The organism is Bradyrhizobium sp. ARR65 (assembly GCF_000472385.1).
Lineage (GTDB): Bacteria > Pseudomonadota > Alphaproteobacteria > Rhizobiales > Xanthobacteraceae > Bradyrhizobium.
The window spans coordinates 120,658-146,315 of sequence record NZ_AWZU01000018.1 but is presented as its reverse complement, the minus strand read 5'-3'; the positions used below and the strand labels follow the sequence as shown (position 1 = coordinate 146,315).

Annotated in this window: 27 protein-coding genes; 14 read left to right on the top strand and 13 right to left on the bottom strand. The window is 63.5% G+C overall.

Annotated elements, in window-relative coordinates:
- The first annotated feature begins 54 nt into the window (after positions 1-54).
- Together F758_RS0120710 and F758_RS0120705 are read left to right on the top strand one after the other, a co-directional pair.
- Positions 55-462: a hypothetical protein gene (locus tag F758_RS0120710; protein WP_502689166.1), complete on the top strand. Its 408-nt coding sequence runs from the start codon at positions 55-57 to the stop codon at positions 460-462.
- Between the two features lie 26 nt (positions 463-488).
- On the top strand, positions 489-872 hold the full coding sequence (locus tag F758_RS0120705; protein ID WP_024509670.1) for a VOC family protein: 384 nt from the start codon (positions 489-491) through the stop codon (positions 870-872).
- 43 nt (positions 873-915) lie between these two features.
- Here F758_RS0120705 and F758_RS0120700 read toward each other — a convergent pair whose 3' ends face one another.
- Both F758_RS0120700 and F758_RS0120695 read right to left on the bottom strand, forming a co-directional pair.
- The gene (locus F758_RS0120700; protein WP_024509669.1) at positions 916-1,950 is read right to left on the bottom strand and encodes an aldo/keto reductase; all 1,035 of its coding nucleotides are present in this window, start codon (positions 1,948-1,950) and stop codon (positions 916-918) included.
- Positions 1,951-1,967: 17 nt separating this feature from the next.
- Complete coding sequence (locus F758_RS0120695) at positions 1,968-3,149, bottom strand: MFS transporter (protein ID WP_024509668.1); 1,182 nt, start codon at positions 3,147-3,149, stop codon at positions 1,968-1,970.
- A gap of 104 nt (positions 3,150-3,253) precedes the next feature.
- On the opposite strand from F758_RS0120695, the gene F758_RS0120690 reads away from it, so the two are divergent.
- Positions 3,254-4,213: a LysR family transcriptional regulator gene (locus F758_RS0120690; RefSeq protein ID WP_024509667.1), complete on the top strand. Its 960-nt coding sequence runs from the start codon at positions 3,254-3,256 to the stop codon at positions 4,211-4,213.
- Positions 4,214-4,255: 42 nt separating this feature from the next.
- Here the strand turns inward: F758_RS0120690 and F758_RS0120685 are convergent, their stop codons facing one another.
- Positions 4,256-4,906 carry a response regulator gene (locus F758_RS0120685; protein WP_024509666.1) on the bottom strand — a complete coding sequence of 217 codons (651 nt, stop codon included), beginning with the start codon at positions 4,904-4,906 and terminating at the stop codon, positions 4,256-4,258.
- Positions 4,903-6,336, bottom strand: coding sequence for a sensor histidine kinase (locus F758_RS0120680; protein ID WP_024509665.1), 1,434 nt, complete (start codon positions 6,334-6,336; stop codon positions 4,903-4,905). The genes F758_RS0120685 and F758_RS0120680 overlap by 4 nt, the downstream gene beginning before the upstream one ends.
- A 212-nt stretch (positions 6,337-6,548) precedes the next feature.
- Here F758_RS0120680 and F758_RS0120675 point away from each other — a divergent pair, with 212 nt between their 5' ends.
- From F758_RS0120675 to F758_RS0120665, 3 genes are all read left to right on the top strand, one after another.
- Entirely contained in the window at positions 6,549-7,517 is a 969-nt protein-coding gene (locus tag F758_RS0120675) for a DUF3280 domain-containing protein (RefSeq protein ID WP_024509664.1), read from the top strand.
- Positions 7,518-7,833: 316 nt separating this feature from the next.
- Positions 7,834-8,814: a bifunctional enoyl-CoA hydratase/phosphate acetyltransferase gene (locus tag F758_RS0120670; RefSeq protein ID WP_245286540.1), complete on the top strand. Its 981-nt coding sequence runs from the start codon at positions 7,834-7,836 to the stop codon at positions 8,812-8,814.
- Complete coding sequence (locus F758_RS0120665; protein WP_024509662.1) at positions 8,811-9,998, top strand: acetate/propionate family kinase; 1,188 nt, start codon at positions 8,811-8,813, stop codon at positions 9,996-9,998. The genes F758_RS0120670 and F758_RS0120665 overlap by 4 nt, the downstream gene beginning before the upstream one ends.
- A 395-nt stretch (positions 9,999-10,393) precedes the next feature.
- Here the strand turns inward: F758_RS0120665 and F758_RS0120660 are convergent, their stop codons facing one another.
- The gene (locus F758_RS0120660) at positions 10,394-11,707 is read right to left on the bottom strand and encodes an acyltransferase family protein (RefSeq protein WP_198026532.1); all 1,314 of its coding nucleotides are present in this window, start codon (positions 11,705-11,707) and stop codon (positions 10,394-10,396) included.
- 441 nt (positions 11,708-12,148) lie between these two features.
- Here F758_RS0120660 and F758_RS0120650 point away from each other — a divergent pair, with 441 nt between their 5' ends.
- Positions 12,149-13,846: a long-chain-fatty-acid--CoA ligase gene (locus F758_RS0120650; protein ID WP_024509660.1), complete on the top strand. Its 1,698-nt coding sequence runs from the start codon at positions 12,149-12,151 to the stop codon at positions 13,844-13,846.
- A 222-nt stretch (positions 13,847-14,068) separates the two neighbouring features.
- Here the strand turns inward: F758_RS0120650 and F758_RS0120645 are convergent, their stop codons facing one another.
- Both F758_RS0120645 and F758_RS0120640 read right to left on the bottom strand, forming a co-directional pair.
- The gene (locus tag F758_RS0120645) at positions 14,069-14,605 is read right to left on the bottom strand and encodes a hypothetical protein (protein ID WP_024509659.1); all 537 of its coding nucleotides are present in this window, start codon (positions 14,603-14,605) and stop codon (positions 14,069-14,071) included.
- 168 nt (positions 14,606-14,773) lie between these two features.
- Complete coding sequence (locus tag F758_RS0120640) at positions 14,774-15,028, bottom strand: hypothetical protein (protein ID WP_157450085.1); 255 nt, start codon at positions 15,026-15,028, stop codon at positions 14,774-14,776.
- A gap of 288 nt (positions 15,029-15,316) precedes the next feature.
- On the opposite strand from F758_RS0120640, the gene F758_RS52800 reads away from it, so the two are divergent.
- The gene (locus F758_RS52800) at positions 15,317-15,442 is read left to right on the top strand and encodes a hypothetical protein (protein ID WP_283805870.1); all 126 of its coding nucleotides are present in this window, start codon (positions 15,317-15,319) and stop codon (positions 15,440-15,442) included.
- A 113-nt stretch (positions 15,443-15,555) separates the two neighbouring features.
- Here the strand turns inward: F758_RS52800 and F758_RS0120630 are convergent, their stop codons facing one another.
- Together F758_RS0120630 and F758_RS0120625 are read right to left on the bottom strand one after the other, a co-directional pair.
- Positions 15,556-15,783 carry a hypothetical protein gene (locus F758_RS0120630; protein WP_245286539.1) on the bottom strand — a complete coding sequence of 76 codons (228 nt, stop codon included), beginning with the start codon at positions 15,781-15,783 and terminating at the stop codon, positions 15,556-15,558.
- 18 nt (positions 15,784-15,801) lie between these two features.
- Entirely contained in the window at positions 15,802-16,044 is a 243-nt protein-coding gene (locus F758_RS0120625) for a hypothetical protein (RefSeq protein ID WP_024509656.1), read from the bottom strand.
- Between the two features lie 484 nt (positions 16,045-16,528).
- Here F758_RS0120625 and F758_RS44265 point away from each other — a divergent pair, with 484 nt between their 5' ends.
- From F758_RS44265 to F758_RS0120595, 5 genes are all read left to right on the top strand, one after another.
- Positions 16,529-16,780, top strand: a complete 252-nt coding sequence (locus F758_RS44265) for a hypothetical protein (RefSeq protein WP_024509655.1) — start codon at positions 16,529-16,531, stop codon at positions 16,778-16,780.
- Positions 16,781-17,197: 417 nt separating this feature from the next.
- A complete protein-coding gene (gene cpaB / locus F758_RS0120610) occupies positions 17,198-17,995 on the top strand; it encodes a Flp pilus assembly protein CpaB (protein ID WP_024509654.1) in 798 nt (265 codons plus the stop codon).
- 18 nt (positions 17,996-18,013) lie between these two features.
- On the top strand, positions 18,014-19,546 hold the full coding sequence (locus tag F758_RS0120605; RefSeq protein ID WP_024509653.1) for a type II and III secretion system protein family protein: 1,533 nt from the start codon (positions 18,014-18,016) through the stop codon (positions 19,544-19,546).
- Between the two features lie 35 nt (positions 19,547-19,581).
- Entirely contained in the window at positions 19,582-20,322 is a 741-nt protein-coding gene (locus tag F758_RS0120600; RefSeq protein ID WP_024509652.1) for a CpaD family pilus assembly protein, read from the top strand.
- Positions 20,319-21,611 (top strand): CpaE/TadZ family protein, encoded by a 1,293-nt coding sequence (locus F758_RS0120595; RefSeq protein WP_024509651.1) that lies wholly within the window; start codon positions 20,319-20,321, stop codon positions 21,609-21,611. Before F758_RS0120600 ends, F758_RS0120595 begins: the two co-directional genes overlap by 4 nt.
- A gap of 345 nt (positions 21,612-21,956) precedes the next feature.
- Here F758_RS0120595 and F758_RS0120590 read toward each other — a convergent pair whose 3' ends face one another.
- The 4 genes from F758_RS0120590 to F758_RS0120575 all read right to left on the bottom strand — a co-directional run bounded on the left by F758_RS0120590 (position 21,957) and on the right by F758_RS0120575 (position 24,202).
- The gene (locus F758_RS0120590) at positions 21,957-22,202 is read right to left on the bottom strand and encodes a PilZ domain-containing protein (protein ID WP_024509650.1); all 246 of its coding nucleotides are present in this window, start codon (positions 22,200-22,202) and stop codon (positions 21,957-21,959) included.
- Positions 22,203-22,453: 251 nt separating this feature from the next.
- Entirely contained in the window at positions 22,454-23,188 is a 735-nt protein-coding gene (locus F758_RS0120585) for a di-trans,poly-cis-decaprenylcistransferase (protein ID WP_024509649.1), read from the bottom strand.
- A 29-nt stretch (positions 23,189-23,217) separates the two neighbouring features.
- Entirely contained in the window at positions 23,218-23,598 is a 381-nt protein-coding gene (locus F758_RS0120580) for a winged helix-turn-helix domain-containing protein (protein ID WP_024509648.1), read from the bottom strand.
- On the bottom strand, positions 23,585-24,202 hold the full coding sequence (locus tag F758_RS0120575; protein ID WP_024509647.1) for a hypothetical protein: 618 nt from the start codon (positions 24,200-24,202) through the stop codon (positions 23,585-23,587). The genes F758_RS0120580 and F758_RS0120575 overlap by 14 nt, the downstream gene beginning before the upstream one ends.
- Positions 24,203-24,401: 199 nt before the next feature.
- On the opposite strand from F758_RS0120575, the gene F758_RS0120570 reads away from it, so the two are divergent.
- Positions 24,402-25,652 (top strand): S1C family serine protease, encoded by a 1,251-nt coding sequence (locus F758_RS0120570; RefSeq protein ID WP_024509646.1) that lies wholly within the window; start codon positions 24,402-24,404, stop codon positions 25,650-25,652.
- Positions 25,653-25,658 lie beyond the last annotated feature (6 nt).

Below are 25,658 nucleotides of genomic sequence, written 5' to 3'. Positions count from 1 at the left end.
AATCCGTTCGAACCTTCATGGAGCTGAACTGACAGGGAGATGGCGATGCGGCGGATGAGGCTCGTGGCGACAGCGCTGACGGTCGCGATAGCGGCGGCAATGTTCAATTCGGACACGATCGCGCAGAGCGCACCGAGCGACAATGCGGCTCCGACCCCCGACAATGCCGTCATGATCACCATTTTCTTCAAGCACGACCAGTCGCGTCCTCTGGGAGAGCTCAACGCCCAGCTCGAGAAGCAGGGCTATTACAAGGCGTTCCCCCCGCCCGGCGTCGAGGTGGTGAGCTGGTATGTGATGATGGGGATCGGCCAGGTCGTGACGCTGCGGCTGCCGGCCTCGCGGCTGCGCGAGGTCAATCGCATCATCGAGGACAAGGCGTGGGGCGCCTATCACACCGAATTCTACCCAACCTATGATTACAAGGCTGTCGGTATGGCCGCGCATGAAAAGGCGCAGTGAAGGACTTTCGACAATTGGAAACTGCCATGCGTCCAACTCACGCGATGATCGCCATCTTGCCCTGTAACAATCTCGACGCATCGGAAGCATTTTACAAGCGTCTCGGCTTTGTGCGACCTGACGAGGAGAAACAGTCCAGCAGCGCAGACGACAGCTACCGCATCCTGTCCGACGGCAAGGGAGCTCAGCTACATCTCACCGACGCCGTCGAAGGCTGGCTGGTGCCAGGTCGCAATCCGTTCGCTCTCTATCTCTATACGGAAGATGTCGACGCGCTCGCGGCGGAATTCGCCAGCGAGCTGCTTGAGAGGAACGGACCGGAAAATAAGCCCTGGGGCATGTACGAGTTCTCGCTCTCCGACCCCGACGAAACGCTGGTGCGGGTGGGACGGCCATCGATCCCGCGATGATGCAATCTCGCCCGCTATCGCCCGGCCCCTTCGGCGATCGCCCTCAAACGGGCGACGGGTTGATGCGCGCAAAGCCCTCCTGGATGCGGTAGGGATAATAGGGATAGGCCGGCATCACAGCGCTTGCCTCGTCAAGGCGGCGGATCTGCTCTTTGGTCAGCGACCAGCCGACGCTGCCCAGATTATCGCGAAGCTGCGCTTCGTTGCGCGCACCGATGATGACGGATGAGACCGTCGGCCGGCTCAGAAGCCAGGCAATGGCAATCTGCGGCACCGTGCGCCCGGTCTCGCGCGCGATGATCTCGAGCGCATCGACGACTGCATATAATCGCTCCTGTTCGACCGGCGGTCCCCATTGCGCGGTGTCGTGCAGGCGGCTGCCTTCGGGCAAGGGCTGGCCGCGGCGGATCTTGCCGGTGAGCCGCCCCCAGCCGAGCGGGCTCCAGACCAGCGCGCCGACACCCTGATCCAGGCCAAGCGGCATCAGCTCCCATTCATAGTCGCGCCCGACCAGCGAGTAATACACTTGATGCGCCACATAGCGCGGCCAGCCGTGACGCTCGGCGAGCGCAAGCGACTTCATCAACTGCCAGCCTGAGAAATTCGAGACGCCGACATAGCGCAGCTTGCCGGCGCGCACGAGGACATCCAGCGTCGACAATACCTCTTCGATCGGCGTGAAGGCATCGAACGCGTGGAGCTGCAAAAGGTCGATATAATCGGTGCCGAGTCGCTTGAGCGCGGCATCCACGGCCGCGAGCAAGCGATGCCGCGAAGAGCCCGCATCATAGGGACCCTCCCCCATCGGCAGGCTCGTCTTGGTGGAGATCAGCGCCTTGTCGCGACGGCCTTTGAGCGCGACGCCCAGAATCTCCTCCGAAGCACCGCTCGAATAGACATCGGCGGTGTCGAACAGATTGACGCCGGCATCGAGACAAATGTCGATCAGCCTGCGCGCGTCTTCGACGTCGCTGCTGCCCCAGGCCGAGAACAGCGGTCCCTGTCCGCCGAATGTTCCGGTGCCGAAACTCAGCACCGGGACCTTGAGGCCGGATTTTCCGAGATGACGATAGTCCATGGCTTTCTCCATTTCTGCTATTCCGCCGGGCAAACGGCCTGCGCGGCTTTCGGCCGGTCGAGCCGCACGCTGACCAGGGCCAGGACAAGACCGGCCGACGTGATGGCCGCCGCGACCAGCGGCAGGGCGACGAAGTCAGCGCCGTGATCGATGGTCACTCCGCCGGCCCAGGCGCCCAGTGCATTGCCGAGATTGAAAGCCGCGATGTTGAGACTCGAGGCCAGCGTCTGTCCGGCGGGGCCCGCCGTCTCGAGCACCCGGAGCTGCAGCGGCGCCACGGTGGCAAAAGCCGCCGCGCCGAGCAGGCCGACGAGCAGGACCGTGAGGGCCTTCAGCGAAAGCACCAAGGCGAAGACGACGAGCACGACGGCAAGCGTGGCGAGCGTGCCAAGCAGAGCGCGCGAGAGCCCGCGGTCCGCCAGCCGGCCGCCTGCGACATTGCCGACCGACAACCCCACGCCGAACACCAGCAGGACCGGCGAGACCGCCGCTTCGGGAAAGCCGGTCACGCGCGTGAGGATCGGCTGGATGTAGGTGAAGACGGTGAAGAGCCCGGCAAAGCCCAGCACCGTCATGGCAAGGCCGAGCTGCACTTGCGAACGCGCAAGCACTGCGAGCTCGTCGCGGATCGCGACCTGCTCATCGGTCTGTCCGACCGCGCCCGGCACGAAAACCGCGAGCACCGCAAAGGCCACGATGCCGATGGCGGCGACCGCCCAGAACGCTGCGCGCCAGCCAAGCAACAGACCGAACCAGGCGCCGAAGGGGACGCCAAGCAGCGTCGCCACCGTGAGGCCCGTGAACATGGTCGCGATCGCGGAGGCGCGCTTATCCTCGGCCACGAGACTTGTCGCAACGACCGAGCCGACGCCAAAGAAGGTGCCGTGGGCGAGCGACGTCAGCACCCGCGCGGCCATCAAGAGCGCGTAGTTCGGTGCCAGCGCGCAGGCGGCATTGCCGAGCGTGAAGATGGCCATCAGCGCCAGAAGCACGGCCTTGCGCGGCATGCGGCGCGTCGCGAGCGTCAGGATCGGCGCGCCCGCGAACACGCCGAGCGCATAACCGGAGATGAGCAGGCCCGCCGCGGGGACCGAGACGTGCATCTCAGCCGCGACCTGCAGCAGCAGGCCCATGATGACGAATTCAGTGGTGCCGATGCCAAAGGCACCGGCGGTGAGCGCAAGGACAGCGGCAGGCAAGGACGTCGCTCCGATCAACGAGTGGTATGCGCAGCGCAAATAGCGGGAGTTCCGCAAGAGAATTAGTAGGCGACAAATCCAATCATTTGTGACACGAATTCAATATGCCCCGCCTTGACTCCAACCGTGCCGCCGAAATGGAAGTGTTCGTCCGAGTCGTCGATCTCGGCGGCTTCACCGCCGCGGCACACAGCTTTCGCCTGACGCCGTCGGGCGTGAGTAAGCTGATATCCCGGATGGAGGCCCGGCTTGGCGCAAGGCTCGTCAACCGCTCCACGCGCAAGCTGCAACTGACTGCCGAGGGCGAGGCCTTTTACCAGCGCGCGGTGCGCATCCTCGCCGAGATGGAGGAAGCCGAGCGCGAAGCGGCGGCGGGCGCGGCGCCGCGTGGTCATCTCACAGTCAACAGCAACATCCCGTTCGGGATGCGCTACATGATGCCACTGGTGCCGCAGTTCCTGGCACAACATCCGGAAGTGACGCTCGATATCGTCCTCACCGATACCGTCGTCGACCTGATGGAGGAGCGCGCCGACATCGCGATCCGGGTCGGACCCCTGGCGGCCTCGCGCCTGCTCGCGCGCAAGCTCGCGACGAGCCGCATGGTGCTGGTGGCCTCGCCGGACTATCTGGCCCGAGCCGGCATGCCCAAAACGCCGGCCGAACTCGCCCGGCACCGCTGCATCGGCTGGACCTTCCCACGGACCATTCGCGGCTGGCCGTTCCGCAAAGGCGAGCACAGCGAGGAGATCCTGCCGCCGCCGGCCGCCCGTGCGAGCGATGGCGAGGCCGTGCGCCTGTTAGCGCTGGGCGGCGCGGGGCTGGCGCGGCTTGCGCTGTTTCATGTCGGTTCGGATATCGAGGCGGGCTGCCTGGTGCCAGTGCTGCAAAATTACAATCCGGGCGACCGCGAGGACATCCACGCGGTTTATGCCGGCCATGGCGGGCCTTTGCCGGCGCGCGTGCGCGCCTTCATCGATTTCCTCGCCAAGCACGTCCGCATGAGTGATCCCACGCTCAGGCGTGGCGCAAATGGTGAGTGGCGACTCCATACCGGGCGCTGATCGAAACGCGAGTCGAAGCGGACTTCCGCCTGACGCCTCGCGTCAATCGACCTCGGTCAGAAGCCCCTGCCGTAGTGCCAGCCGGACCAGTTCGATATCCGAAGCGACGCCAAGCTTGTCCTTGATCAAAGAATGCAGATTGGCGACAGTCTTGGGGCTGAGATGAAGCGCTTCGGCGATTTCCTCCGTGGTGCTTTCGGCCAGCAGCATCCTGAACACTTCGAACTCGCGCGGCGTCAGCACATCGGCAGCGCTCGTCTCACCGGCGAGACGGCCGAGCGCAAGCTCATGGCCGATATCAGGACTGACGGCGATGCGGCCTGCGAGCACGTCCATCACGGCGCGCACCAACGCTTCGGGTGGGCTCGTCTTGGTGACATAACCCTTCGCGCCGGCGCGGATCGCCTGCACGGCAAAGCCTGCATTCTGATGCATGGTGAACGCCAGAACTCGGGCGCCGCGATCCCATTGCCGGATACGCCTGATGGCTTCGATGCCGCCGATGCCGGGCATCGTGAGGTCCATGATGACGAGATCGGGCTGCGCTTCCTTGAACAGCCTGTAGGCCTCCGCGCCGTCGCCGGCTTCGGCGACAACGCGCAATCCCGGCTGCTTCTGCAGCACCGCGCGATAGCCTTCGCGCACCACCGCATGATCGTCGACCAGCATGATGGTGCAACCGGCATCGCTCATGCCGCACACTCCACATTGGCGCGGTCCTCCGCGCCTTGCGTTGGTGGCGCGGCGAGCGGAATGACGACGCGTAACACTGAGCCCCGGCTTGGCCCGATCTCGAAACTCAGTCGGCCGCCGAGGCCGGCCACACGTTCGCGCATGCCGAGCAGGCCCATTCCGGATTTGACCGTCTGATCGCCGGCGCGGCCGTCATCCTCGACGGTGAGTTCGATCTCGCCGGTGCTGCCGCCATCCGACATGGTCTGCGCCTCACGCATGATCAAATGAAGGACGACCCGCGTCGCGCCTGCATGCTTTGCCGTATTGGTGAGAGCCTCCTGCGCGATGCGATAGAGATCGCCGGCAATGCCGGCAGGCAAACTCTCGACATTGCCGGAAAAAGCGATCTCGAAGCGCGTCTGGCCCCGGCTGCGGCCATTCCAACCCGAGATCAGGCCTTGCAGGCTTGCGGCGAGGCCAAGCTCTTCGACGTCAGGGGGACGCAACCTGAACAGCGTGCCGCGCAGCGTCTCCATCATGGCGGTGGCGATCCGCGCGATGCTGTCGCACTCGGCCAGCAGGGCTGGACAATCCTGCGCCGCGCCTTGGTGAACCGAGGCCGCGAGTGCGCGGATCGCGGCGAGAGACTGGCCGAATTCGTCATGCAGTTCCCGCGCGAGATGGCGACGCTCATCGTCCTGCAACGCGATCAGCCGGCGCGTCAGCTCCTTGCGCTCCGCGAGGGCCGTGGCGAGGTTTTCGGAAAGCTGGTTGAACACGTTGCCAATAGCGGACAGTTCCGCCAGATCGAACGGGGGCAGACGTGCCGTCAGATCATGGGCGGCGATCCGCTCGAGACCTCTGCGGATCAATCGCGTCGGCCGCAGCGCGCGTGCGAGCGCCGCATAGACAAGCACGCAGAGCAGCGGCAGCGCGACCGCGAGCACGACCATCAGGCGGCCCGCCTCGTGCCAGGCATCCGTCGTCAGCACGGCCGGATCAACCCAGACCACGGCCTCGCCCACCTTGCTGCCGCCTGACAGCACGGGCCGTGCGGCCTCGCGGCCGGGATTGAAGAGATAGCGATGGAACGCCGCAAACGCCTGTGGCGGCTCGCTGCTGTCGCCGGAGGCACCGCCGCAGAAGCGCTGAAGGATGTCGCCGCCGCTGCTACGATAGGCAATGCAGAGACCCGGCATCATCACGGATGCTGCGATAACCTCGAGATCAGGGAATTCTCTTCGCGGATTGTTCACCCACTGGATCTTGCTTTGCTGCAGTTCCAGCGTCTTCGCCGAGATCTCGGCAATGCGATCGATCCTCGCATGCACCGATCTGTCGGCCTCGAACAGGAAATAGGCAGAGATCGCGGCAAAGCAGACGGCCGACACGGCAGCGACCCGCAGCGTCAGGCGCAGTTTGAGGTCGCCTCTGGCAAACGTCCACATTGCGGATGCCTCGCGCGAAATGAGTGTGATGTCAGGCGGCCGACGCCGCCGCCACATTTAACGACATTATGCACCTGGCGGAAAGCGCTGGCAGCGCGGGGAGAGAGCATCGTGAAATTTTCCCGGGTCAAGCCGGGAGGCCTTCCGCTTCGGGGCTAAAAGGTGCCGGCCTAGCCTCGCATATACTGCGCTCAACGTTTTCGGATCTGGCCATGCTCCGCTCCCGCCTCATTCACGTTCTTGCCGCAACCGGGCTTGTTCTTGGCTCCGGTTTCGGCACGCCCCGTTCAGCCGCGGCCGAGGGTCAGCACCTGGCCGTGACCGTCGACGACTTCAGCTATCTCGATACCTCAGGCGAACAGGCCGACCAGTCCGCCGCCCATCAACAGCGGCTGCAAGCGTTCATGGCCGCGCTCAGAGGCGACATCGAAGGCGACCGACGCTTCCATCTGACCCCCTCCAATGCGAGCGAAGGCGCCGCGCCGGAGACTAGGCTGCACGCGGCATCGCAGGCCGGCGCGCAGATCCTGCTGGTCGGTGGTATTCAGAAGGTCAGCACGCTCGTGCAATGGACGCGAGCCGCCGCCGTCGATGTCGCATCCAACCGCGTGCTGGTCGAGAAGTTCTTCACGTTTCGCGGCGACAACGATGAAGCCTGGCGACGCGCCGAAACCTTCGTATCGCAGGAAATCCGCACCGCGCTGACGGACTCGCTGCAAGCGACCGCGGCAGCCGCCACGATCAAGCTTGCGGTCTTCGACTTCGAACTCGAAGATACCAGCGCCGGTGCCGAGGCTGCTGGGGAGACGACGTCGGATCAGACCGGGTTGGCCGACAGCACCAACGCGGTCCGCCAGCTCCTGGCTCAGGCGGGGCCCTACCAAGTGATTGACGTCAGCGCCGCAACCGGCGACGCTGTGAAAGCCCACGCACTGCATGATTGCGGCGGCTGTGACGCGAAGATCGCCGGGAGTCTCGGCGCCGATCAATCACTGGTCGGCATCATCAGGCGGGTCAGCCGCACCGAATATACGGTCCGGTTCGAACTCCGCGACGTGAAGAGCGGAGCGATCGTCGCCAGCGGCGAAAGCGGGCTTCGGATGGGCGCCAATTACTCCTGGAGTCGCGGCGCGGTGCGCCTGTTGCGCGACCGGCTGCTCGAGGCCGCGCCTCAGCAGTGATCTCGCCGGCGATCGCGGCCGGCTTTCCTCCGACGTGAAATTGAAACCGCGCGCTGGCGGATGTCGGCGCGCGGCAATCGTCCTTCCCTCGTGGAGGTCAAAGATTGATCTCGCTCAACACGCAACGCCGCCTTTGCTTCAGAAAATAACGTCAGGGAGTTGCGGAGATCAGACGCCCTTCATGACAACGACGTAAACTGCGGAAGCGCAGCCAATCGGGGTGTCGGGTTCCGCGTGTGCCAAGCGAAGCGCGTCTTCGAAAAGGCCGGACGCCAGGAAAGGAGGGCACCGCCGCGATCATCAGATGGAGGTTACCGTGGATCAAGTCGAGACCAGGACAATTACCGTCCAAGAGAGCGGCGCATCCGTCAGCCCGGCGGAAAAAGGCCACCAGTATCAACGGATGATCCAGAAGGCCAAAGGCCTTCCCCCGTTGCGCACCGCGGTGGTTCATCCCGTCGATAATATCTCCTTGTGCGGCGCTGTCGAAGCAGCCCAGGCAAAACTGATCGTACCCGTCCTGGTCGGACCAGAGGCGAAGATTCGGGCCGTGGCGAAGCAGACGGAAATCGACCTGTCCCCTTACGAGCTCGTATCGGCCGAGCACAGCCATGATGCGGCTGCCATCGCCGCGGGGCTCGCGCGCGACCGCAAGGTCGAGGCCTTGATGAAGGGAAGCTTGCATACCGACGAGTTCATGGCCGCGATCCTGACCGAAGAGAAATTGCGGACCGAGCGCAGGATGAGCCATATTTTCGTCATCGACACGCCGCTCTATCCGCGGCCGCTCTTCGTCACCGATGCCGCCATCAACATTAGTCCGACGCTTTCGGACAAGAGAGACATCGTTCAGAACGCCATCGATCTCGCGCACGCGCTCGACAACCGCTCGCCGCGCGTAGCCATCCTGTCGGCCATCGAAACGGTGACAGAGAAGATACGCTCCACCATCGACGCGGCCGCGCTTTGCAAGATGGCCGATCGCGGCCAGATCACTGGAGCCATTGTCGACGGGCCGCTGGCGTTCGACAACGCGGTCTCCGAAGAGGCTGCACGAGCCAAGGGCATCGTGTCTCCGGTTGCCGGGCGTGCCGACATTTTCGTCGTGCCCGATCTGGAAGCGGGGAACATGCTGGCGAAGCAGCTCGAATACCTCGCCGGCGCCGATGTCGCCGGGATCGTGCTGGGCGCCCGGGTTCCAATCATCCTGACGAGCCGCGCCGATAAATCGCTGGTACGGCTCGGATCCTGCGCGATCGCGTTATTATGGGCACGTTACCAAACGCGAGGCGCCTGATGGACATCATTCTGGTTCTCAATGCTGGCTCCTCCAGCATCAAATTTTCACTGTTCTCGGGCGCCGAGCGGCCCGGGCAGGATGGCCTGGTCTGCGAGGGCGCGTGCGAGGGGATCGGAGACGAGTTGCAGGCGCATGCGAAGGACAAGGCCGGTCACCTCCTTGTCAACGAGCGATTGAGCGGCGAATCCACTCATGGACGCGCGCTGTCGTGGCTGCTGGACTGGATTGAAGGCCGATTCCCGGAGCATTCGCTGCTTGCCGTGGGCCACCGCATCGTTCATGGCGGCTCCCGCTATTCCGCGCCGGTGAAGATCGATGCCGACGTCATCGCGGAGCTCGAGCGGCTGGTCCCGCTCGCACCACTGCATCAACCGCGTCACCTCCAGGACATCGCGGCGATCTCGAAGCTGCATCCCGGCCTGCCGCAGATCGGCTGCTTTGATACCGCGTTCCACCACGACCAGCCGCGCGTGGCGCGGCAGTTCGCGCTGCCGCGCAGGCTCACCGACGAGGGCGTGCTGCGCTACGGCTTTCATGGGCTGTCTTACGAGTATATCGCAAGCGTGCTGCCTGATATCGCCGGGACCAATGTTGCTTCGGGGCGCGTCGTCGTCGCGCATCTCGGCGCCGGCGCCAGCATGTGCGCCCTGAAGGACGGGCGCAGCATCGCAACGACGATGGGCTTCACCGCCCTCGACGGCCTGATGATGAGCCGCCGCTGCGGCGCACTCGACCCCGGCGTCGTGCTTTATCTGCTACAGGAAAAAGGCATGGCGGCTGCCGACATCAGCGACCTGCTCTACAAGGCCTCGGGACTGCTCGGCGTGTCCGGCTTCAGCGACGACATGAAGACGCTTCTCGCGAGCGAGGCGCCGCACGCGCGCGAAGCCATCGATCTGTTCGTCTATCGCATCAGCATCGAACTCGGCGCGCTCGCGGCGACGCTGGGCGGGCTTGATGCCGTGGTCTTCACCGCAGGAATCGGCGAGCACGCGCCGGAAATTCGCCGCCGCGTCTGCGAACAGGCGTCCTGGCTCGGACTGCAGATCAATGCTTCCGCCAATGCCGCAGGTGGACCCAGGATCTCGACGTCAAGCAGCAAGACCTCTGCCTGGGTGATCCCCACCAACGAAGAGCTGATGATCGCGCGGCATTGCCGGCGGCTCCTGCAGGAGCCGTAGCGGGATCAAGCCGGACTCCATCAAGCGCGCTTGCCCGATCAACCACATTGATTTTCGGCTGCCTTCGAACGCTCAGGGCAAGGGCTCTGTGGACCAAAGGCGGTCTTGAAGGCTGCGGCCTCAGCGCCCGGGTCTTTCCCCCAACGAGGGGGATGCGCGACCATCAGGTCAAAGCTGACCTCTTGGTTGTCCGCGGGGACACTTGGAGGTGCCGGCCCGAGCGATCTCACGCTGATAAAGCGAGAGTATCCAGCCGGACTTTCCCCGCGGCTCGATGATCGAGATGCGACCCTGATGTGCAGTGTAGTCAAGAATGACTTCCGCAACGGACAGCTGTGTGGAGTTTCTCTCCATTCGAACCTCGGACCCGTCCGCACGGGGACGCTTCGGTGACGCTAGATTACACCGCGCGGCGCACCAATCCTGCTTGCGATAAGGCCGATGCCCATGAGAGCGAGCGCGAGTCCCCACAGGTTCAGCCCAAAACTCCCATGTCCTCCAACTCCCTGCGCCGCAAGCAGCGCAAGGCCGGTGCCGGTGATGAGTGCGCCGAGCACGTAGCGCCACGCGGGTGCTGGTGCGCCTCCGGTCGCGCGCGGCCGCTCAAAGCGTCCGAAGGCCACAACAAGAGGAATGAGCGCCGTCGCATTCGCTGCAAGCCAAGGGAACCGCGACCACCACCACTCAGAGCTCCCCAGTTCAAGCCGCAGACCGAGGCCGCCGGCGAGATAGGCGGCGAGGACCACAAGGGTGGTGGCCGTCAGGTGCCAGATGAACAGCGTCATGATGCTGCCATTCATCGCCACGGTTGCCGTCCATGCTATGCGGCCAGCCAGCCAGCGGCGCGCGGGTGCTTGCACAGCAAGCAGCAACCCGCCCTGCATTGTTGCGAGCGCTATCAGCGTGACCTTCGGCGGTGTAGTGGTGCTGATCGGATCGCCGGGGACGCCAATCATTGAGACAGGATAAGGCCCGATGTGCACCAGCAAGAGTAGCACGCCAAAGCCCAAAGCGGCGCCGACAAGCAGCGTCCTGCGCTCGGAAAACCGCTCGTCGAGCCACGCATATCCGAGCACGGAGATTGCACCCCAGACGAATAGATAGTTGGCGAAGCCAAGCCAACGCAAACCGACGGCAAAGTACATGACATCGACAGCGACCGCGGCAGCCGTCAAAGCCCAGAACGACCTCATACCAAACCGAGTCCACGCAGCCTCCATGGCTGGCACGAGCAGCACAATCCCGATGTACACCGCGAGGAACCAGACCGGTATGAACGCCACCTGCGAGCCATAGCTGATCAGCTCCGGCCGCACGCCGCGGGCGTACTCAATTGCAACGATCGCCACCCAAACCGCGAGCAGTGGGAGGATTGGCCACACGAGACGGCGCAACCGGCCTTCAAGCCAGGCTGCATATGACTTGTCGTCCCGCCGCGCGGCACGCCAGCTGATGCCGTTCGCGTATCCGCCGACCATGAAGAAGATCGGCATGACCTGCATGATCCATGTGAGCCAAGCGGTCCAAGGAGCGACGGTCAGGATGTGGGACGCCGTCAACGTGTTAGTTGCGTCCAAATAGGGCGCGGCGGCCAGCCAGTGCCCGATCGTCACCACCAGCATCGACATAGCTCGCAGGAAGTCGACGTAGCGGTTTCGGGACGGGGGCGTCCGCTCAGCAAGCTCGGCAGCACGGGACCAAGCCGCCATGATCATTCTCCAAACTCCCGTTCAGCGTGTACGACCAAGTCAAACAAGTCAACGAATTGGCGCTCGCGAGCACCCTGCGCGACCTCAGTCCGATTGAGGTGGGGCTGCGACCTCGCACGGTCTGGAGTTCTCTCGATGTTTGCTCCTGGGGCATACTTCATCTCAAATCGGGCTGCGATGGCGTGGGCTCGAACACCAAGGGCACTACGGTCAAATTGGCGGCATGGACCGCTAGTTGCAGGCCAGTGCCGCCAATTTGAAGTTCCGTGCGGCATTTGCGGCAAGCTCGCTCAGGAACTTCAAATCAAAAAAGGCACTTGAATCATAAACCTGCTGGTGCCGCTTCGGCCGCCCTTGCCGGCAGCCACCGGAAAGCCGATTTCCTCTACAGAGGTCAGACCGGCCGGGTCGCAGCATCTGCCGGCCGTTGGGAGGAGTGCCATGGAGCGCATCTGGCTCAAGCACTACCCGCCGGGAGTCTCGGTGGAGATCGAGCCGTCGCGGTACACATCGCTCGTTGCGATGCTCGAAGAAAGCTTTGCGAGATATCGCGAGCGCACGGCCTTCATCTGCATGGACAAGGGGCTGACCTACGGCGAGACCGACGAGATGTCACGCGCCTTCGGGGCCTGGCTGCAGAGCAGAGGCCTGGCGAAAGGTGCGCGCGTCGCCATCATGATGCCGAACGTGCTGCAGTATCCGGTGGCGATCTGCGCCCTCTTGCGTGCCGGCTTCACCGTGGTGAACATCAACCCCTTGTACACGCCGCACGAGCTCGAGACTCAGCTCAAGGATGCCGGCGCCGAAGCCATTATCGTGCTTGAGAACTTCGCGTATGCCCTGCAACAGGCGATCGGCAAGACCAGCATTCAGCACGTCGTCGTTGCCTCGATGGGCGACCTCCTGGGCATGATGAAAGGCACGATCGTCAATCTGGTGGTGCGGTGGGTGAAGAAGATGGTGCCGGCCTACTCACTGCCGGACGCAACGCCGTTCAATGCAGCGATCGCGGCCGGCAGGAGTATGACCTTGGCCAAGCCGCAGCTTGGACCCGACGATCTCGCATTCCTGCAATACACCGGCGGGACCACGGGCATCGCCAAAGGCGCGATGCTGTTGCATCGCAACCTGGTCGCCAACATGCTGCAGATCGACGAGTGGCTGAAGCCGGTGTTGGAGAAGGAGCCGAAGGTCGATCGTCTGATCGTCATGGCGGCGCTGCCGCTCTATCACATCTTCGCATTGACGGCCTGTTTCCTGCTCAGCGTCCGTACCGGCGGCCAAAGCATTCTCATCCCCAACCCGCGTGATATTCCAAGCCTCATCAAGGAGCTTGCCAAGTACAAGGTGAACCATTTTCCGGCGGTGAACACGCTCTACAACGCGCTGCTCAATCATCCGGATTTCGGGAAGATCGACTGGAGCATGCTCAAGTGCGCCGTCGGCGGCGGAATGGCGGTACAACAATCGGTGGCGAACCGTTGGTTGGAGGCTACGGGCTCGCCGCTGTGGGAAGGTTATGGCCTGTCGGAGACGTCCCCGGTCTTGACTTGCAATTCACCGACCGACTCCGAATGGAACGGCACTATCGGACTGCCGATGCCGTCGACGGACATCTCGATTCGCGACGACGACAACAACGAGGTGCCGCTTGGGGAGCCGGGCGAGATATGTGCGAGCGGCCCGCAGGTGATGCCGGGCTACTGGAAACGTCCGGATGAGACGGCCAAGGTTATGACTCCCGACGGCTTCTTCCGCACCGGCGATATCGGCATCATGGACGAGACTGGCCGGACCCGGATCGTCGATCGCAAGAAGGACATGATCACGGTATCCGGGTTCAAGGTCTATCCGAACGAGGTCGAGGCGGTGGTGTCGAGCCACCCGGGAGTGCTCGAGTGCGGGGTGATCGGCATCCCCGATCCGCGCTCCGGCGATGCGGTGAAGCTGTTTGTCGTCAAGAAGGATCCAGACCTCACCGAAGCGGTGCTGATCGCCTACTGCCAGGCGCGGCTCACGCCCTATAAGGTCCCACGGCTGGTGGAGTTCAGGACCGAGCTGCCGAAGACCAATGTCGGCAAGATCTTGCGCCGGCAGTTGCGCGAGGAGTCGCAGAAGATCGACACTCGGGCCGCGTGAAGCGAGCGCGTGCCAGCAAATGCAGGGTGGCGCCCAGTTCTGTACGTTCTTCTCGCGAGTCGGCCGACTTGGCCGTCCGGTTTTCGACCATCTTGAGCCAGTCGGCGACTCTGACGCATCCGCTGTCGGTCCTGACCGCAGCGCGTGGCGTCTCGCCTCCGAGCATGGAAATTGGTTGATCGAGTGCGTCGCTCGCGGGGGACGGGGCCAGGATTTCAGCGCTTACAAGCTTGAGCGCTTTCCGAACAGTTCCAGGTAAAGCCGCCAGGATCTGCCGTCATCTTGCAATCGCTCGGCGGAGTAGTGGAAGGAGTGGGCGGTGATGGCCTGATAGCCCCAACGAATCGGCGTGCCGTCGGCAAGCTCTCCTTCCATCGCGATCTCCTGGCCCCGACGCCGCGCCGTCAGCCGGGCGCTGGTTTGGTCGTCCGCCGGATTGATGAAGGTGACGCGCCAGGCGTTCAGCCCGCGGTCATAGGTACGAATGGTGGTGGCATATCTGTCACCCCGCGCCGGTGTGCCGACGGAGCGATCAGTGCGGCGTGGGAAAATGAACAAGTCCTGGATCGCGCGCCCCTCCAACACCCAGCAGGCATGGAGTTCGCCCTTCGTCCTGCGGGTGGTTCCATCCACCTCGTGAAGCAGCGCATCGAGCTCCCAGCTTCCGATCAGGAAACCGAAGATATCCGCCTCCTCGGACAAGTCGGCGACACGTTGCGGAGAAGGCAAAGCTTCGAGAAAGCCCTGCGGGATTGTCATGCGAACCTCCCAAGGTTCTAGCTGTTGACAACCCCGGATGAACGGAAACGGTTTCGCGGCCCTCAAGGCCCGGCGCGCAGCTCTCGCGTAAGAGCAATGCAAACACACGCGCACACGTAGGCACGAACGGCGGGCGGTTCCGATGCGATACCGCTCGCTTGCAAGTGTTTAAGCTGCGGCGAACGCCTCCCAGCGCGCAGGGGCGTAGTAATGAGCGGCCGGTACCGGCAACCTCTCAGCCGCATCATCGCGCACGCCGAAATACGCCTCGAGCTCCGCCACGGCGCGGTGCTCCCATTCCACGGCCTGCCCGAGCAGCGAGCAGCTTTGCCGCGGGCGGAACGCCGCAGTCTGACGATACAGCGACGCGATCGCCCGGTAGCGCCGCACATTTTCCAAGACGGCTTCCCCGTTCATCGGCATTGATCTTCCCCTGTCCTTGCCTCTGGTCGGGGCGACTCTGGCGGCAACGATTTTCCAATTGGTTAGCGGCCCGGGCGGACGGCTCGCATAGTTTCCCAAGCGTTGATCGACCTGCCGCGCGCCCCTCGCGCATCGCGCCCGGCGGCGTATTGGAACGTTCACTTTTGCGGCAAGTGCTATGGTTAAGCGTTTGCCGATGCCGCCGCTAAATTGCCGCGGCTGCACTGATCCGAAGCTTAGAATCCAAGTTGGATGAGAGATCCGAGCGATCAACGGCGCGGGCCGCAAATGGATATTGAAATTATCGAAATTGTCGGCGTGATTGGATTGATTTCCGCGATGGCGGCACTCGGTCGCATCATCTATGAACGTCGCATGGACGTGCTGCACGGGCCATATATTGAAGGCCGCTAAGAGTGGTCAGCAACGGGCTTGATCTTTCGCCGTCATTTTCGCTCGTCGATCCCTCTGGGACGGGTTAAGCGCAGCGAAACCCGTGCTACGAACTCAAACTCACGGACACCAATCTACTCGATCGCCGCGATGCCAGCGGATGTCAGCGAAGGCTCACCGTCGTGCATCTCCACCAGTCCCATTTCGATCAGCAATTGCAGATCGGCCTCGGCCGTCGGCAGAAATTTCGTTCTGTTGGCCATGACATCGCGCAGCGTCCAGCGCAGCGAGATCGCGCGGTCAAGCGTCAAGTGCGCGAACGGATCGTCTTGCATGACGGTGTCGTGTTCCAGCTCCGACATACGAGCGTTTGCCTCCTTTTACGCTGGAGCGGCAAGGCGCAGACGCGCGGACACTTCGCGCAATCGCGCACGCCTGGGATCCGGAGGCGCGAACAGCTTTTCAAATTCGGCCGGGTCGAGCGTGTTTCCGTCGGGATCGGTGACGACCACGTGCCAGCCTACCCGGGCCCACACCCGCGCTTTCGCGGCCGCGATCAGCAGGCTCTCCCGTTCCGATCGCAGCACCTCGTCGCCTTTGGTCGCGACAATCTTGTACGCCATAAGCGCTCCACACTTCGTCCCTGTCCCATCGCTAATGGAGCCGCCGTGTTTGGCTCTAGTTTGCCGTGAAAGTGACGGTTCGAAGGCGCCACGTTGACCAAGGCGCGTCGGCTGGAAGACTCGCGGATACGTGGTTGCGATGAGCGAAAGCGACGAACCAGTCCAGAGTCTCGCACGTGGCTCTTGATTGCTTCGCTCACGCTCGCAATGACGGAGTGCGATATTTGAACATTGGACGTGATGCCGCCACGCCGTCGTCGTGGCGAGGCCAGGACCCGTAACCACTGGGAGCAGTTGTCCAGCGCGCGTCATTACCATCATGCGCAACAACAAAGGCCCCTGGTGATGGGTCCTGATTTTCGTCAGGACGACAGCAGCTTCGCGCTCTCCTGGCCGCCACGCAAATCGAATCAAATGCGTTTCTTTCCAGTAAGCGGATGGCACGAGCGGTGGGCTAACAATGGCAGCCCCAAGGAGAATCCTCATGCTGCGCGATCTACCTGATCATGGCTTGCCTCTCGTCCAGCTCAAGGAGCAGCGCCGGGAGTTGATTGTCGCCCTTCAGAACCGGACCGGTCCCGTCAGCGGCTGGGAGCTGATGCAGATCGCCGCGATTCAGCAGGCGATCTCCGCGTTCGAGGAAGTCATCGCCGATCTCGATGCGGAAATCGAAACCCCGCATCGCGCGCCCGTCTTGAACAGCATGCATGGCTCCCATCTCAGGGCCTGCGAGTGAGCCGCAAAGCAGGCGCGCCGCCCGCGAAGACCAGGCTGTAACGGAGAATTGCGAGAGCGATGGACAGTTTGTGCAAGCCGGAAGATTCGTTGTCGTCGCCGGGGTCCGCGACGCGATCGTTCAGGACCAACAGAACAGCACAGCGAACACGGCTGTTCGAGCCCACGCGGATAGAGCCACCGAGCAGGATCGCTCCGCCGCCACGTCACCACGAGCCCGCCAGATCGGAGTAAGCGGTCGTTCATGGTTCTCGCGAAGGGCACCATGAACGCTTTGTTCACCATGCGCAAAGAGCCGCGTGTGGTGCCGACGAAATCTGGGCGGGTCCCAACCTTGCTTATACTTTTGCTGCCTAATCCTGCGTCGTGAGGCCGGCCCAATCCACTGCGCCGGCGCGTGGCACGTAAGTTAAGGCGTATGAACACCGCACGCATCGTCGTCCTGGTTATCGCTCTCGGCGCCGGTGGTGTAGCCGCTTACCTCGCCAGCGGGACCGACAACAAGCCTGCGCCGGCCGCGCCCGTCGCGCAGCTCCAAACCATGGACGTTCTCGTCGCAAAGGCCGATATCGGCCTTGGTCAAACGGTGAAGCCGGACGACTTGCAGTGGCAGACATGGCCGTCGGCAACCGCAAGCAGCGCCTTCATTCGCCGCAGTGATCGTCCCGACGCACCCAAGGAGCTCACCGGCGCGATCGCACGGGCGCCTTTCATCGCGGGCGAGCCGATCCGCGAGCAGAAGCTGGTGAAGGCCGACGGCTCCGGATTCATGGCGGCGATCCTGCCTACCGGCATGCGCGCGGTCTCGACCGAAATTTCCCCTGAGAGCGGCGCCGGCGGCTTCATCCTGCCGAACGACCGCGTCGACGTCATCGTCACCAAGCACCTCAAGAATCTCAGCGGCGACGCCGGTGCCATGCCGGACATCGTCGTCTCCAAGATCATCCTGACCAATATCCGCGTGCTCGCGATTGATCAGGCGCCGAAGGAGAAAGAGGGTCAGAACGCGGTGATCGGCAAGACCGTCACGCTCGAATTAAAGCCCGACCAGGCCATCACGCTCGCCATGGAGCGCCAGGCCGGAACGCTGTCGTTGGCACTGCGCAGCATCGCCGACGTCAATGCCGTCGAGATCGCCGACGACCAGCAAACCTACCGACAGAACGTCCAGATCGTGCGCCACGGCACCCCGAGCCAGGCCACGGCACAGAGGTGACAGAAAGGAAGCCAGGAAATGAAGTGCAGGGGGCATCAACGGGCGTTCCGCGCCTTGCTGCTTGGCGCGGTTTCGCTGGCGGTCATCGCTGTCGGCCCGGCGCTCACGCCCGCGGCCGCCGCCGAGGATCACCCGGGGGCGGCGACCGCATCTGAAACAGCTTCCGCCGCATCGGTCATAGCGTCGTCTGCGGCCACATCTTCGGCCAAGACTCCTGCCGCGCCGATCTCGGTGCGGACGCGCTTCGTTTCGCTCGGCATCGGCAAATCGGTCGTCGTCGACCTGCCGCGCGAAGCCAAGGACGTGCTGGTCGCCGACCCCAAGATCGCCAATGCAGTGGTGCGTTCGGCGCAGCGCGCCTTCATCATCGGCGTCGGTGTCGGACAAACCAATGTGGTCTTCTTCGACGGCGACGGCCAGCAGATCGGCTCCTACGACATTGCGGTCAAGCGCGACCTCAACGGCGTGCGCGCCGCGCTACAACAGAGCATTCCCGGCGTGCAGATCGAAGGCGTCGGCGACGGCGTGCTGCTCACCGGATCGGTATCCTCGCCGGTGGAAGCGCAGCAGGCCGGCGACATCGCCGCGCGCCTGGTCGGCGGCACTGACAAGGTCGTCAACAGCATCGTCGTGCGCGGCCGCGACCAGGTGATGTTGAAGGTGCATGTCGCGGAGGTTCGGCGCGATATCGTCAAGCAGATGGGCATCGATCTGTCCGCCAGCATGAATTACGGCACGGCGGTCGTGAACTTCAACAACGCCAACCCGTTCACGGCCAATAACGGCCCGCTCGTCTCCGGCAATTCCTTCAGCGCCTCCTCGATCGTGAAAGGCCTGCCCACCTTCACCGCCACCATGCGCGCGATGGAGAGTGCGGGAGTGATGCGGACGCTCGCCGAACCCAATCTGACCGCGATCTCGGGAGAGTCCGCGACATTCATTGCCGGCGGCGAATTCCCGGTCCCCGCCGGCTACTCCTGCGATCCGACCACGCATGTCTGTACCACCCAGATCTCCTACAAAAAGTTCGGCATCTCGCTGAACTTCACGCCGGTCGTACTTTCGGAAGGGCGGATCAGCCTGCGCGTGATGACCGAAGTGTCGGAGCTGTCGAATGATCACGCGATCACCGTGTCCCAGGCGCTCAGCTCGACCTCGACCGATTCGATCACCGTTCCCTCGATCCGCACCCGCCGCGCCGAGACGACGCTGGAAATTCCGTCCGGCGGCTCGATGGCGATGGCGGGCTTGATCCAGGAACAGACCAAGCGCGCGATCAACGGCCTGCCCGGTCTCGACCAGCTTCCGGTGCTCGGCGCCCTGTTCCGCAGCCAGGACTACGTGAACGACGAGACCGAGCTCGTCGTCCTGGTGACGCCTTATGTGGTGCGCGCGGTGGCCGAGAAGGACATCGCGCGTCCCGATGACGGATTCGTGCCGGCCTCCGATTCGGAATCGACGCTGCTGGCGCAGATCAACCGCATCTATGGCGTGGCCGCCCATGTGCCGGTCGCAAGCTGCAAATGCGGCGTCGGTTTCATCATTGATTGAGGCGGGGGCGCGAGGCGCGGGGCGAGGGGGAATCAATGGGCAAGACAACCGCGACGAGGCGCTACCGAAGCCTGCTGCTGCCCGGCATATTTGCCGGCCTTTCGCTCGCGCTTGGCGCCTGTACCTATACCGGTGAGCAGATCGTCACGGGAGAGATTCCTGAGGATGTCCGTCAGCGTCATCCGATCGCGATCGAAGAAGGCCAGCATTCGATGATGATCTTCGTCGGCCATGGCCGCGGCGGCCTGACGGCGGAGCAGCGCAACGATGTGGCGGGGCTGGCGCGCAACTGGATCCGCGAAGGCACCGGCGCGATCGTGGCCGACGTGCCGGTGGACACGCCGAACGCGCGCGCTGCAGCTTCCGCCTATCACGAGGTCCGATCGATCCTGCTCGCGCGCGGTGTGCCGGCGCGCGGTCTCGTCCTGCATCAATATCATCCGGACGACCCGCGCTTCTTCGCCAACATCCGCCTCACCTATCCAAAAATCAAGGCGGTCACCGGTCCCTGCGGCGTGTGGCCGGAAGATCTCGGCCCCTCGGTGCTGAATCCCAGCTACAACGACAACAAGCCCTATTACAATTTCGGCTGCGCCACCCAGCATAACCTCGCCGCGATGATCGACAATCCGGCGGATCTCGAGCAGCCACGATCGGAGACGGCCGCCTACACGGCGCGACGCAGCGAAGCGTTCGAGAAATATCGCAAGGGCGAGTCGACGACGACCACCTATCCCGAAGCCGACAGGGCCAAACTCAGCGATACCGGCAAATGATCAGGTCCGCGCCTCATACGTCTGATGATGCCGCCGACGGCGCCGCGCCGCCTGCGGACGACTATATCGCGCCCGTGCCGCGCATCTCCGTGCAAGCCTTCTGCGAAACCGAGGCGAGCAACGAGATCATGAAGGCGGCGGGGCAAGACCGCCGCCTTGCCAAGGCGCATCTCACGGTGAAGATGGGCGGAGTCGCGGCCGCGATCGAGGCCTATAGCGCCATGCCGACGCCTAACGTGATCGTGCTGGAGTCGGACGGCGCCGGCAATATTCTTGCAGGTCTCGACCAGCTTGCCAGCGTCTGCGATCCCGGAACGCGCGTGGTTGTGATCGGCAGCGTGAACGACGAAGTGCCCTATCGCGAACTGGTGCGCCGCGGCGTCAACGATTACATCATCGGTCCGGTCGAGGTTCTCGACGTCGTGCGCGCGATCTGCAGCCTGTTCTCGGCTTCGGAAGCCGTCGTGACCGGGCGCATCATCGCCGTCATCGGCGCCAAGGGCGGCGTCGGCGCATCCACCGTCGCGCACAATCTGGCCTGGACCATCGCGCGCGACCTCGCGCTGGATTCGGTGGTGATCGATCTCGACCTCGCTTTCGGCACGGCGAGCCTGGACTACAATCAGGATCCGCTGCAGGGCATCGCCAATGCGGTGTTCCAGCCTGAACGGCCCGACACCGCACTTATGGAACGGCTGCTGGCGAAATGCTCCGAACGCCTCAGCCTGCTCGCCGCGCCGGCGGCGCTCGACCGGGTCTATGATTTCGGCGAGGAAGCGTTCGACGCGATCTTCGATACACTGCGCATGACGACGCCCTGCATCGTGCTCGACATGCCGCACCAATGGTCCGCCTGGACCAGGCGCGCGCTGGTGAGCGCGGACGACATCCTGATCGTGGCCGAGCCGGACCTCGCCAATTTGCGCAACGCCAAGAACCTGATGAGCGTGCTGAAGGCGGCGCGGCCGAACGATCGGCCGCCGCTGTACTGCATCAACCAGGTCGGCATGCACAAGCGGCCGGAGATCGACGTCAAGAGCTTTGCGAAGGCGGTCGAGAGCGGGCCGGTGGCAGCGATCCCGTTCGATTCCAAGATGTTCGGCACCGCCGCCAATAACGGGCAGATGATCGCGGAACTTTCCGCAAGCCACCGCGCCTCGCAGATATTCCAGCAGCTCGCGCGGCACCTCACCGGCCGCATCGAGCCGAAGAAGCAGCGGCGCTCGCTGCTGTCGCCGATCGTCGACAAGCTGCGCGGCAAAGCCAAAAGGTCCGCCACGGTCCAGTAGCCGCTCGAACATGGCGCGGCAGATGCCCCGCCGCCCAGCCGGCTTAATGCAGGACGGGCCTCTCAAGGAACCGGCGCTGCCGCAAGAGCAGTCGCCGAGCTGAGGGAATCAAGCGGACACGCGCCCAACCTCTGACGTCATTGCGAGCGCAAGCGAAGCAAACCAGACTTTCTCCGCGGATGCAGTCTGGATTGCTTGCGCCTACGCGCAAAGGCGCTTCGGCGGGACTTCACGCCTCGCCATAGCTCGCGTAGCGAGCAACGGCGGGTCGTCGCCTTCGCTCCTCGCAATGACGGGCTTGGTTGACGGCGTCCGTCCGGCTCTACAACTTGATTGGCGGATGCTCTAGTCGATGAACTCGGCGCCGAACTCGCAACCGATCCGCCACACCAGGCGGCATTGCCGCGCGTGGTCGGTGGAGAAGATGATGGTGAATTGCGGCGGGATCTCGAGATATTCGGCAACCACCTTCACGCCGCCGTCCGATATGTCGGTGACCGTACAGTCACGCGGCAGCGAACCGGCACCGGTCTGAATTTTTGCAATCCGTCTGCACAGGCGACGTTCGCTTCTGCGTCGATTAGCCAGCATTTTTCCTAACTGTCCCAACTCGGTAGAGAGAGTACATCCGTCCCTGCCGATTTATCGAACAGCCGTTAGAATGTCCCTAGCCTGATAGGTCGGAGTCTTTGCATTCCCTTTCAGGTCTGTTTACCCATTGCTCGGACAGACGGCCCCGCGGCTTGAGAACACGTCGCGGCCGCCAGCTCCCGATCGACCAACGCGGCCGTCGGGAGCTCTCGAGTTCGCCGCCAATGGCTCACCTCTTGGCGCGCGGTCGTTCACAGGCTCGGTGCGGGCTCGAGCGGCAGCGCTTGCAGGCCGCCGAAGCGGCGTTCGCGGCGGTGGAAGGAGGCAAGCGCCTCGGCGAGATCGTCGGCGTCGAATTCGGGCCACATCCGCTCGGTGAAATGCAATTCCGCATAAGCACCCTCCCAGAGCAGGAAGTCCGACAGCCGCTTCTCGCCACTGGTGCGGATGATGAGATCGACGTCGCGCAAGCCAGGCTCGCCGGTGACGAGCTGCGAAAACAATTCGCGGGTCGGCTCGGTGATGCCGGCAAGCTTTGTCGCCGCGTGGAGGATGGCATCGCGCGCGGAATAATCCACCGCGATACGCAAATGCAGCACCTCGCCGCCGGCGGTTGCGGCCTCGGCGCGCGCAATCGCGTCCGCAATTCCGTCGGGCAGGCGATCACGCCGCCCGATCACGGTGAGCCGCACGCCGTTCTTGACCAGACTCTGCACCTCGTTGGCGAGATAGAAGCGCAATAGGCCCATGAGGCCCACGACCTCCGCCCGAGGTCGGCGCCAATTGTCGGTGGAAAAGGCATAGAGCGTCAGCGTGCCCACACCCTGATCGGGCGCCGCTTCGACGATGCGACGGATCGCCTCAACGCCGGCCTCGTGCCCGCGCAGGCGCGACAGACCGCGCCGCGTCGCCCATCGGCCGTTGCCGTCCATGATGATGCCGACATGCAGCTTGTCCATGGGTTTGGATGAGAGACTACTTTGCATTACAAAGCTCCCCTGCAAAAAAATCGAAATCAGGTCGGCAGCATGCCGAGCCGGGACAGCGTCGACGCTTCCTTGCCGGCAGCCTTCGCAGCGTCGCGCACCAGCCCTTCGAGAACGGCGAGATAATCGAGAAAGCGGCGGCGGCCGGCCTTGGTGAGGCGGCAGGAGGTATGCGGGCGGTTGCCCTCATAACCTTTGGTGACCTCGACCAATCCCGCCTCCTGCAGCACCTGCAGATGGCGGGACAGATTGCCGTCCGTCAACCCGCAGAGCTGCTTGAGATCGGCAAAGGCCAGGCCCTTGGGATGGGCCATCAGCGAGGTCATCAGCCCAAGCCTCGACTTCTCGTGGATCACCCGGTCGAGGCCGTCATAGGCAAACGGCGCGTGGTTGGCGTCAGTCTTCGGCATCGGTTTCCCCCGAAGCAAAATACAAAATGGCCGCCATCAGCCACTGTCCGATGACGAAGGGCAGGCCCATCGTCCACGGCGACAGCGCGTGATTTTGGCTCGCCAGCACCAGGACGACGAAACCCGCGGCGAAATACCAACCGCCCGCGAAGGCGACGGTGCGCGGCAGGGAGCGGACGGACGCAAAGACGCCGAGACTTACCAGCACCTGCCACAGACCCGGAAGCATCCACAGGGCCTCCGGCGCGAACTTTCCCAGGACGACCGCGAGCAGCACGCCCGCGATTCCTGACGGCAGAAACTGCTCAAGCGCCTGATGAATCATTGCATCCGCAAGGCCCGAATGATGCCTGCGCGACCGCGCCTGCATTTCGATCCAGATCATCAGTGCCGATAGCGCCGCCGCGACGGCCCAGCCGAACAAAAAGGTGAGCGGATGGCCGGTCGGATCATCGAGCCAGAGATATTGCAGGATCGCCGTCATCAACGCCACGCCGCCGGTCGCGGCAATGGCGGCCGGGCCATAGCCGCGGAACGCGGTGCCTGCCGCAATCTGGCTGCGGATCGTGATGATGTCGGCCAGCGCCTTGTCGAGATCGCGCATCGCTCACCTCACTTTGCATCGCAAAGTATACGGAATCGCAAAGTTAAAGGCAAGCCGCTGTTTGCGGCGGATGGATGACAACGCCCGGGCCGCGAACATACGAACCTGCCGGCAGACCGCATGCTACTCCTGATTGCTTCCGGCGCAACTCACACATAGAATGTTCCGGGAAAGACTTGGGGTGCGCTGGGGCCATTGTATGCTGAGAAAGTTATTGCTTGCCTGTTCACTACAAATTGCAATCGCGTCTTCTGCAATAGCCGCCGGACCATTCGGGTCGATCCATGTCGGGAACTGGATCGGCGGCGCCTTCAGCGACGACAGCACGGGCGCCTTCTCGCACTGCGCGGCGACGACGTCTTATGCCAGCGGCGTGAGCCTCGTGGTCGGCCAGAACGCCGCCAATGCCTGGCTGCTCAGCTTCGCCAGTCCCGACTTCCACTTGAACAAGGGCGAAACGCTGCCGATCGACGTCACTTTTGATGGTCAGGCCGGAGCACGGCTGTTTGCGACGGCGAATTCGAACGTCATGCTGACGGCGATTCTGCCGCCAAACGTCGCGCGTGCCTTTCAGCGGGCCAGCCTCATGGTCGCGCAGGCTGGAAAGACAACGTTGCAATTCAACCTGACCTCGACCGGCCCCCTGCTCAACGCCATTGCAACTTGTGTCACCAGGGTCAAAGCGCAAGGGCTGAACAGCGCCGGGGACTTTTCGAAACTCGCCGCGCCAAAAACGGCCTCGGCGAGCGAGGCGCCGAACGCCGCGCCGGCCGCGCCGAAGGCTTCGAAGAGCGTGAGTAGTAGCGGCACTGGCTTTGTGATCAGCGCCAATGGCCACATCGTCACCAATTATCATGTGATCGACGGCTGCACGGATATTCGCGGCAATCTCAGCGGTCAGCCGGCGACCACGCTACGCGTCGTCTCCAGCGACGCGAACAACGACCTCGCGCTGCTGCAGGGACCGACCACCTCTTTCAAGGACTTTGCCAAGATCCGCGATCGCTCGATTCGCTCCGGCGATTCCGTGGTTGCGATCGGCTATCCCTTTCACGGCCTGCTCACATCGGATTTCACGGTCACCACAGGCATCGTGAGCTCGCTCAGCGGCATCCTGAACGACTCGCGCTATCTCCAGATCAGCGCTGCGGTTCAGCCTGGCAACAGCGGAGGTCCGCTGCTTGATACCAGCGGGCTGATTGTCGGCGTGGTTTCGGAGAAGCTCAATGCCGTTGCGATCGTCCGGGCCACCGGCAGCATTCCGGAGAATGTCAATTTCGCCATCAAGACCGGCGCGATCCGCGATTTTCTCGACAACAGCGTCGTACCGTACGAGACCGCCGAGCCCAAAGGCGAACTCAAGACTCCCGAGATCGCCGGCAATGCCCGCGCCTACACGCTGCTGATCACATGCACCGGCGGCAAGCAGCCAGTTGAGGCGAAACGATAGGCTGCG

Coding starts and splice junctions, on each gene's coding strand:
- F758_RS0120710 (WP_502689166.1), top strand. CDS start 55: ATGAGGCTCGTGGCGACAGCGCTGACGGTCGCGATAGCGGCGGCAATG.
- F758_RS0120705 (WP_024509670.1), top strand. CDS start 489: ATGCGTCCAACTCACGCGATGATCGCCATCTTGCCCTGTAACAATCTC.
- F758_RS0120700 (WP_024509669.1), bottom strand. CDS start 1,950: ATGGACTATCGTCATCTCGGAAAATCCGGCCTCAAGGTCCCGGTGCTG.
- F758_RS0120690 (WP_024509667.1), top strand. CDS start 3,254: ATGCCCCGCCTTGACTCCAACCGTGCCGCCGAAATGGAAGTGTTCGTC.
- F758_RS0120685 (WP_024509666.1), bottom strand. CDS start 4,906: ATGAGCGATGCCGGTTGCACCATCATGCTGGTCGACGATCATGCGGTG.
- F758_RS0120680 (WP_024509665.1), bottom strand. CDS start 6,336: ATGTGGACGTTTGCCAGAGGCGACCTCAAACTGCGCCTGACGCTGCGG.
- F758_RS0120675 (WP_024509664.1), top strand. CDS start 6,549: ATGCTCCGCTCCCGCCTCATTCACGTTCTTGCCGCAACCGGGCTTGTT.
- F758_RS0120660 (WP_198026532.1), bottom strand. CDS start 11,707: ATGGCGGCTTGGTCCCGTGCTGCCGAGCTTGCTGAGCGGACGCCCCCG.
- F758_RS0120650 (WP_024509660.1), top strand. CDS start 12,149: ATGGAGCGCATCTGGCTCAAGCACTACCCGCCGGGAGTCTCGGTGGAG.
- F758_RS0120645 (WP_024509659.1), bottom strand. CDS start 14,605: ATGACAATCCCGCAGGGCTTTCTCGAAGCTTTGCCTTCTCCGCAACGT.
- F758_RS0120640 (WP_157450085.1), bottom strand. CDS start 15,028: ATGCCGATGAACGGGGAAGCCGTCTTGGAAAATGTGCGGCGCTACCGG.
- F758_RS52800 (WP_283805870.1), top strand. CDS start 15,317: ATGGATATTGAAATTATCGAAATTGTCGGCGTGATTGGATTGATTTCC.
- F758_RS0120630 (WP_245286539.1), bottom strand. CDS start 15,783: ATGTCGGAGCTGGAACACGACACCGTCATGCAAGACGATCCGTTCGCG.
- F758_RS0120625 (WP_024509656.1), bottom strand. CDS start 16,044: ATGGCGTACAAGATTGTCGCGACCAAAGGCGACGAGGTGCTGCGATCG.
- F758_RS44265 (WP_024509655.1), top strand. CDS start 16,529: ATGCTGCGCGATCTACCTGATCATGGCTTGCCTCTCGTCCAGCTCAAG.
- cpaB (WP_024509654.1), top strand. CDS start 17,198: ATGAACACCGCACGCATCGTCGTCCTGGTTATCGCTCTCGGCGCCGGT.
- F758_RS0120605 (WP_024509653.1), top strand. CDS start 18,014: ATGAAGTGCAGGGGGCATCAACGGGCGTTCCGCGCCTTGCTGCTTGGC.
- F758_RS0120600 (WP_024509652.1), top strand. CDS start 19,582: ATGGGCAAGACAACCGCGACGAGGCGCTACCGAAGCCTGCTGCTGCCC.
- F758_RS0120595 (WP_024509651.1), top strand. CDS start 20,319: ATGATCAGGTCCGCGCCTCATACGTCTGATGATGCCGCCGACGGCGCC.
- F758_RS0120590 (WP_024509650.1), bottom strand. CDS start 22,202: ATGCTGGCTAATCGACGCAGAAGCGAACGTCGCCTGTGCAGACGGATT.
- F758_RS0120585 (WP_024509649.1), bottom strand. CDS start 23,188: ATGCAAAGTAGTCTCTCATCCAAACCCATGGACAAGCTGCATGTCGGC.
- F758_RS0120580 (WP_024509648.1), bottom strand. CDS start 23,598: ATGCCGAAGACTGACGCCAACCACGCGCCGTTTGCCTATGACGGCCTC.
- F758_RS0120575 (WP_024509647.1), bottom strand. CDS start 24,202: ATGCGCGATCTCGACAAGGCGCTGGCCGACATCATCACGATCCGCAGC.
- F758_RS0120570 (WP_024509646.1), top strand. CDS start 24,402: ATGCTGAGAAAGTTATTGCTTGCCTGTTCACTACAAATTGCAATCGCG.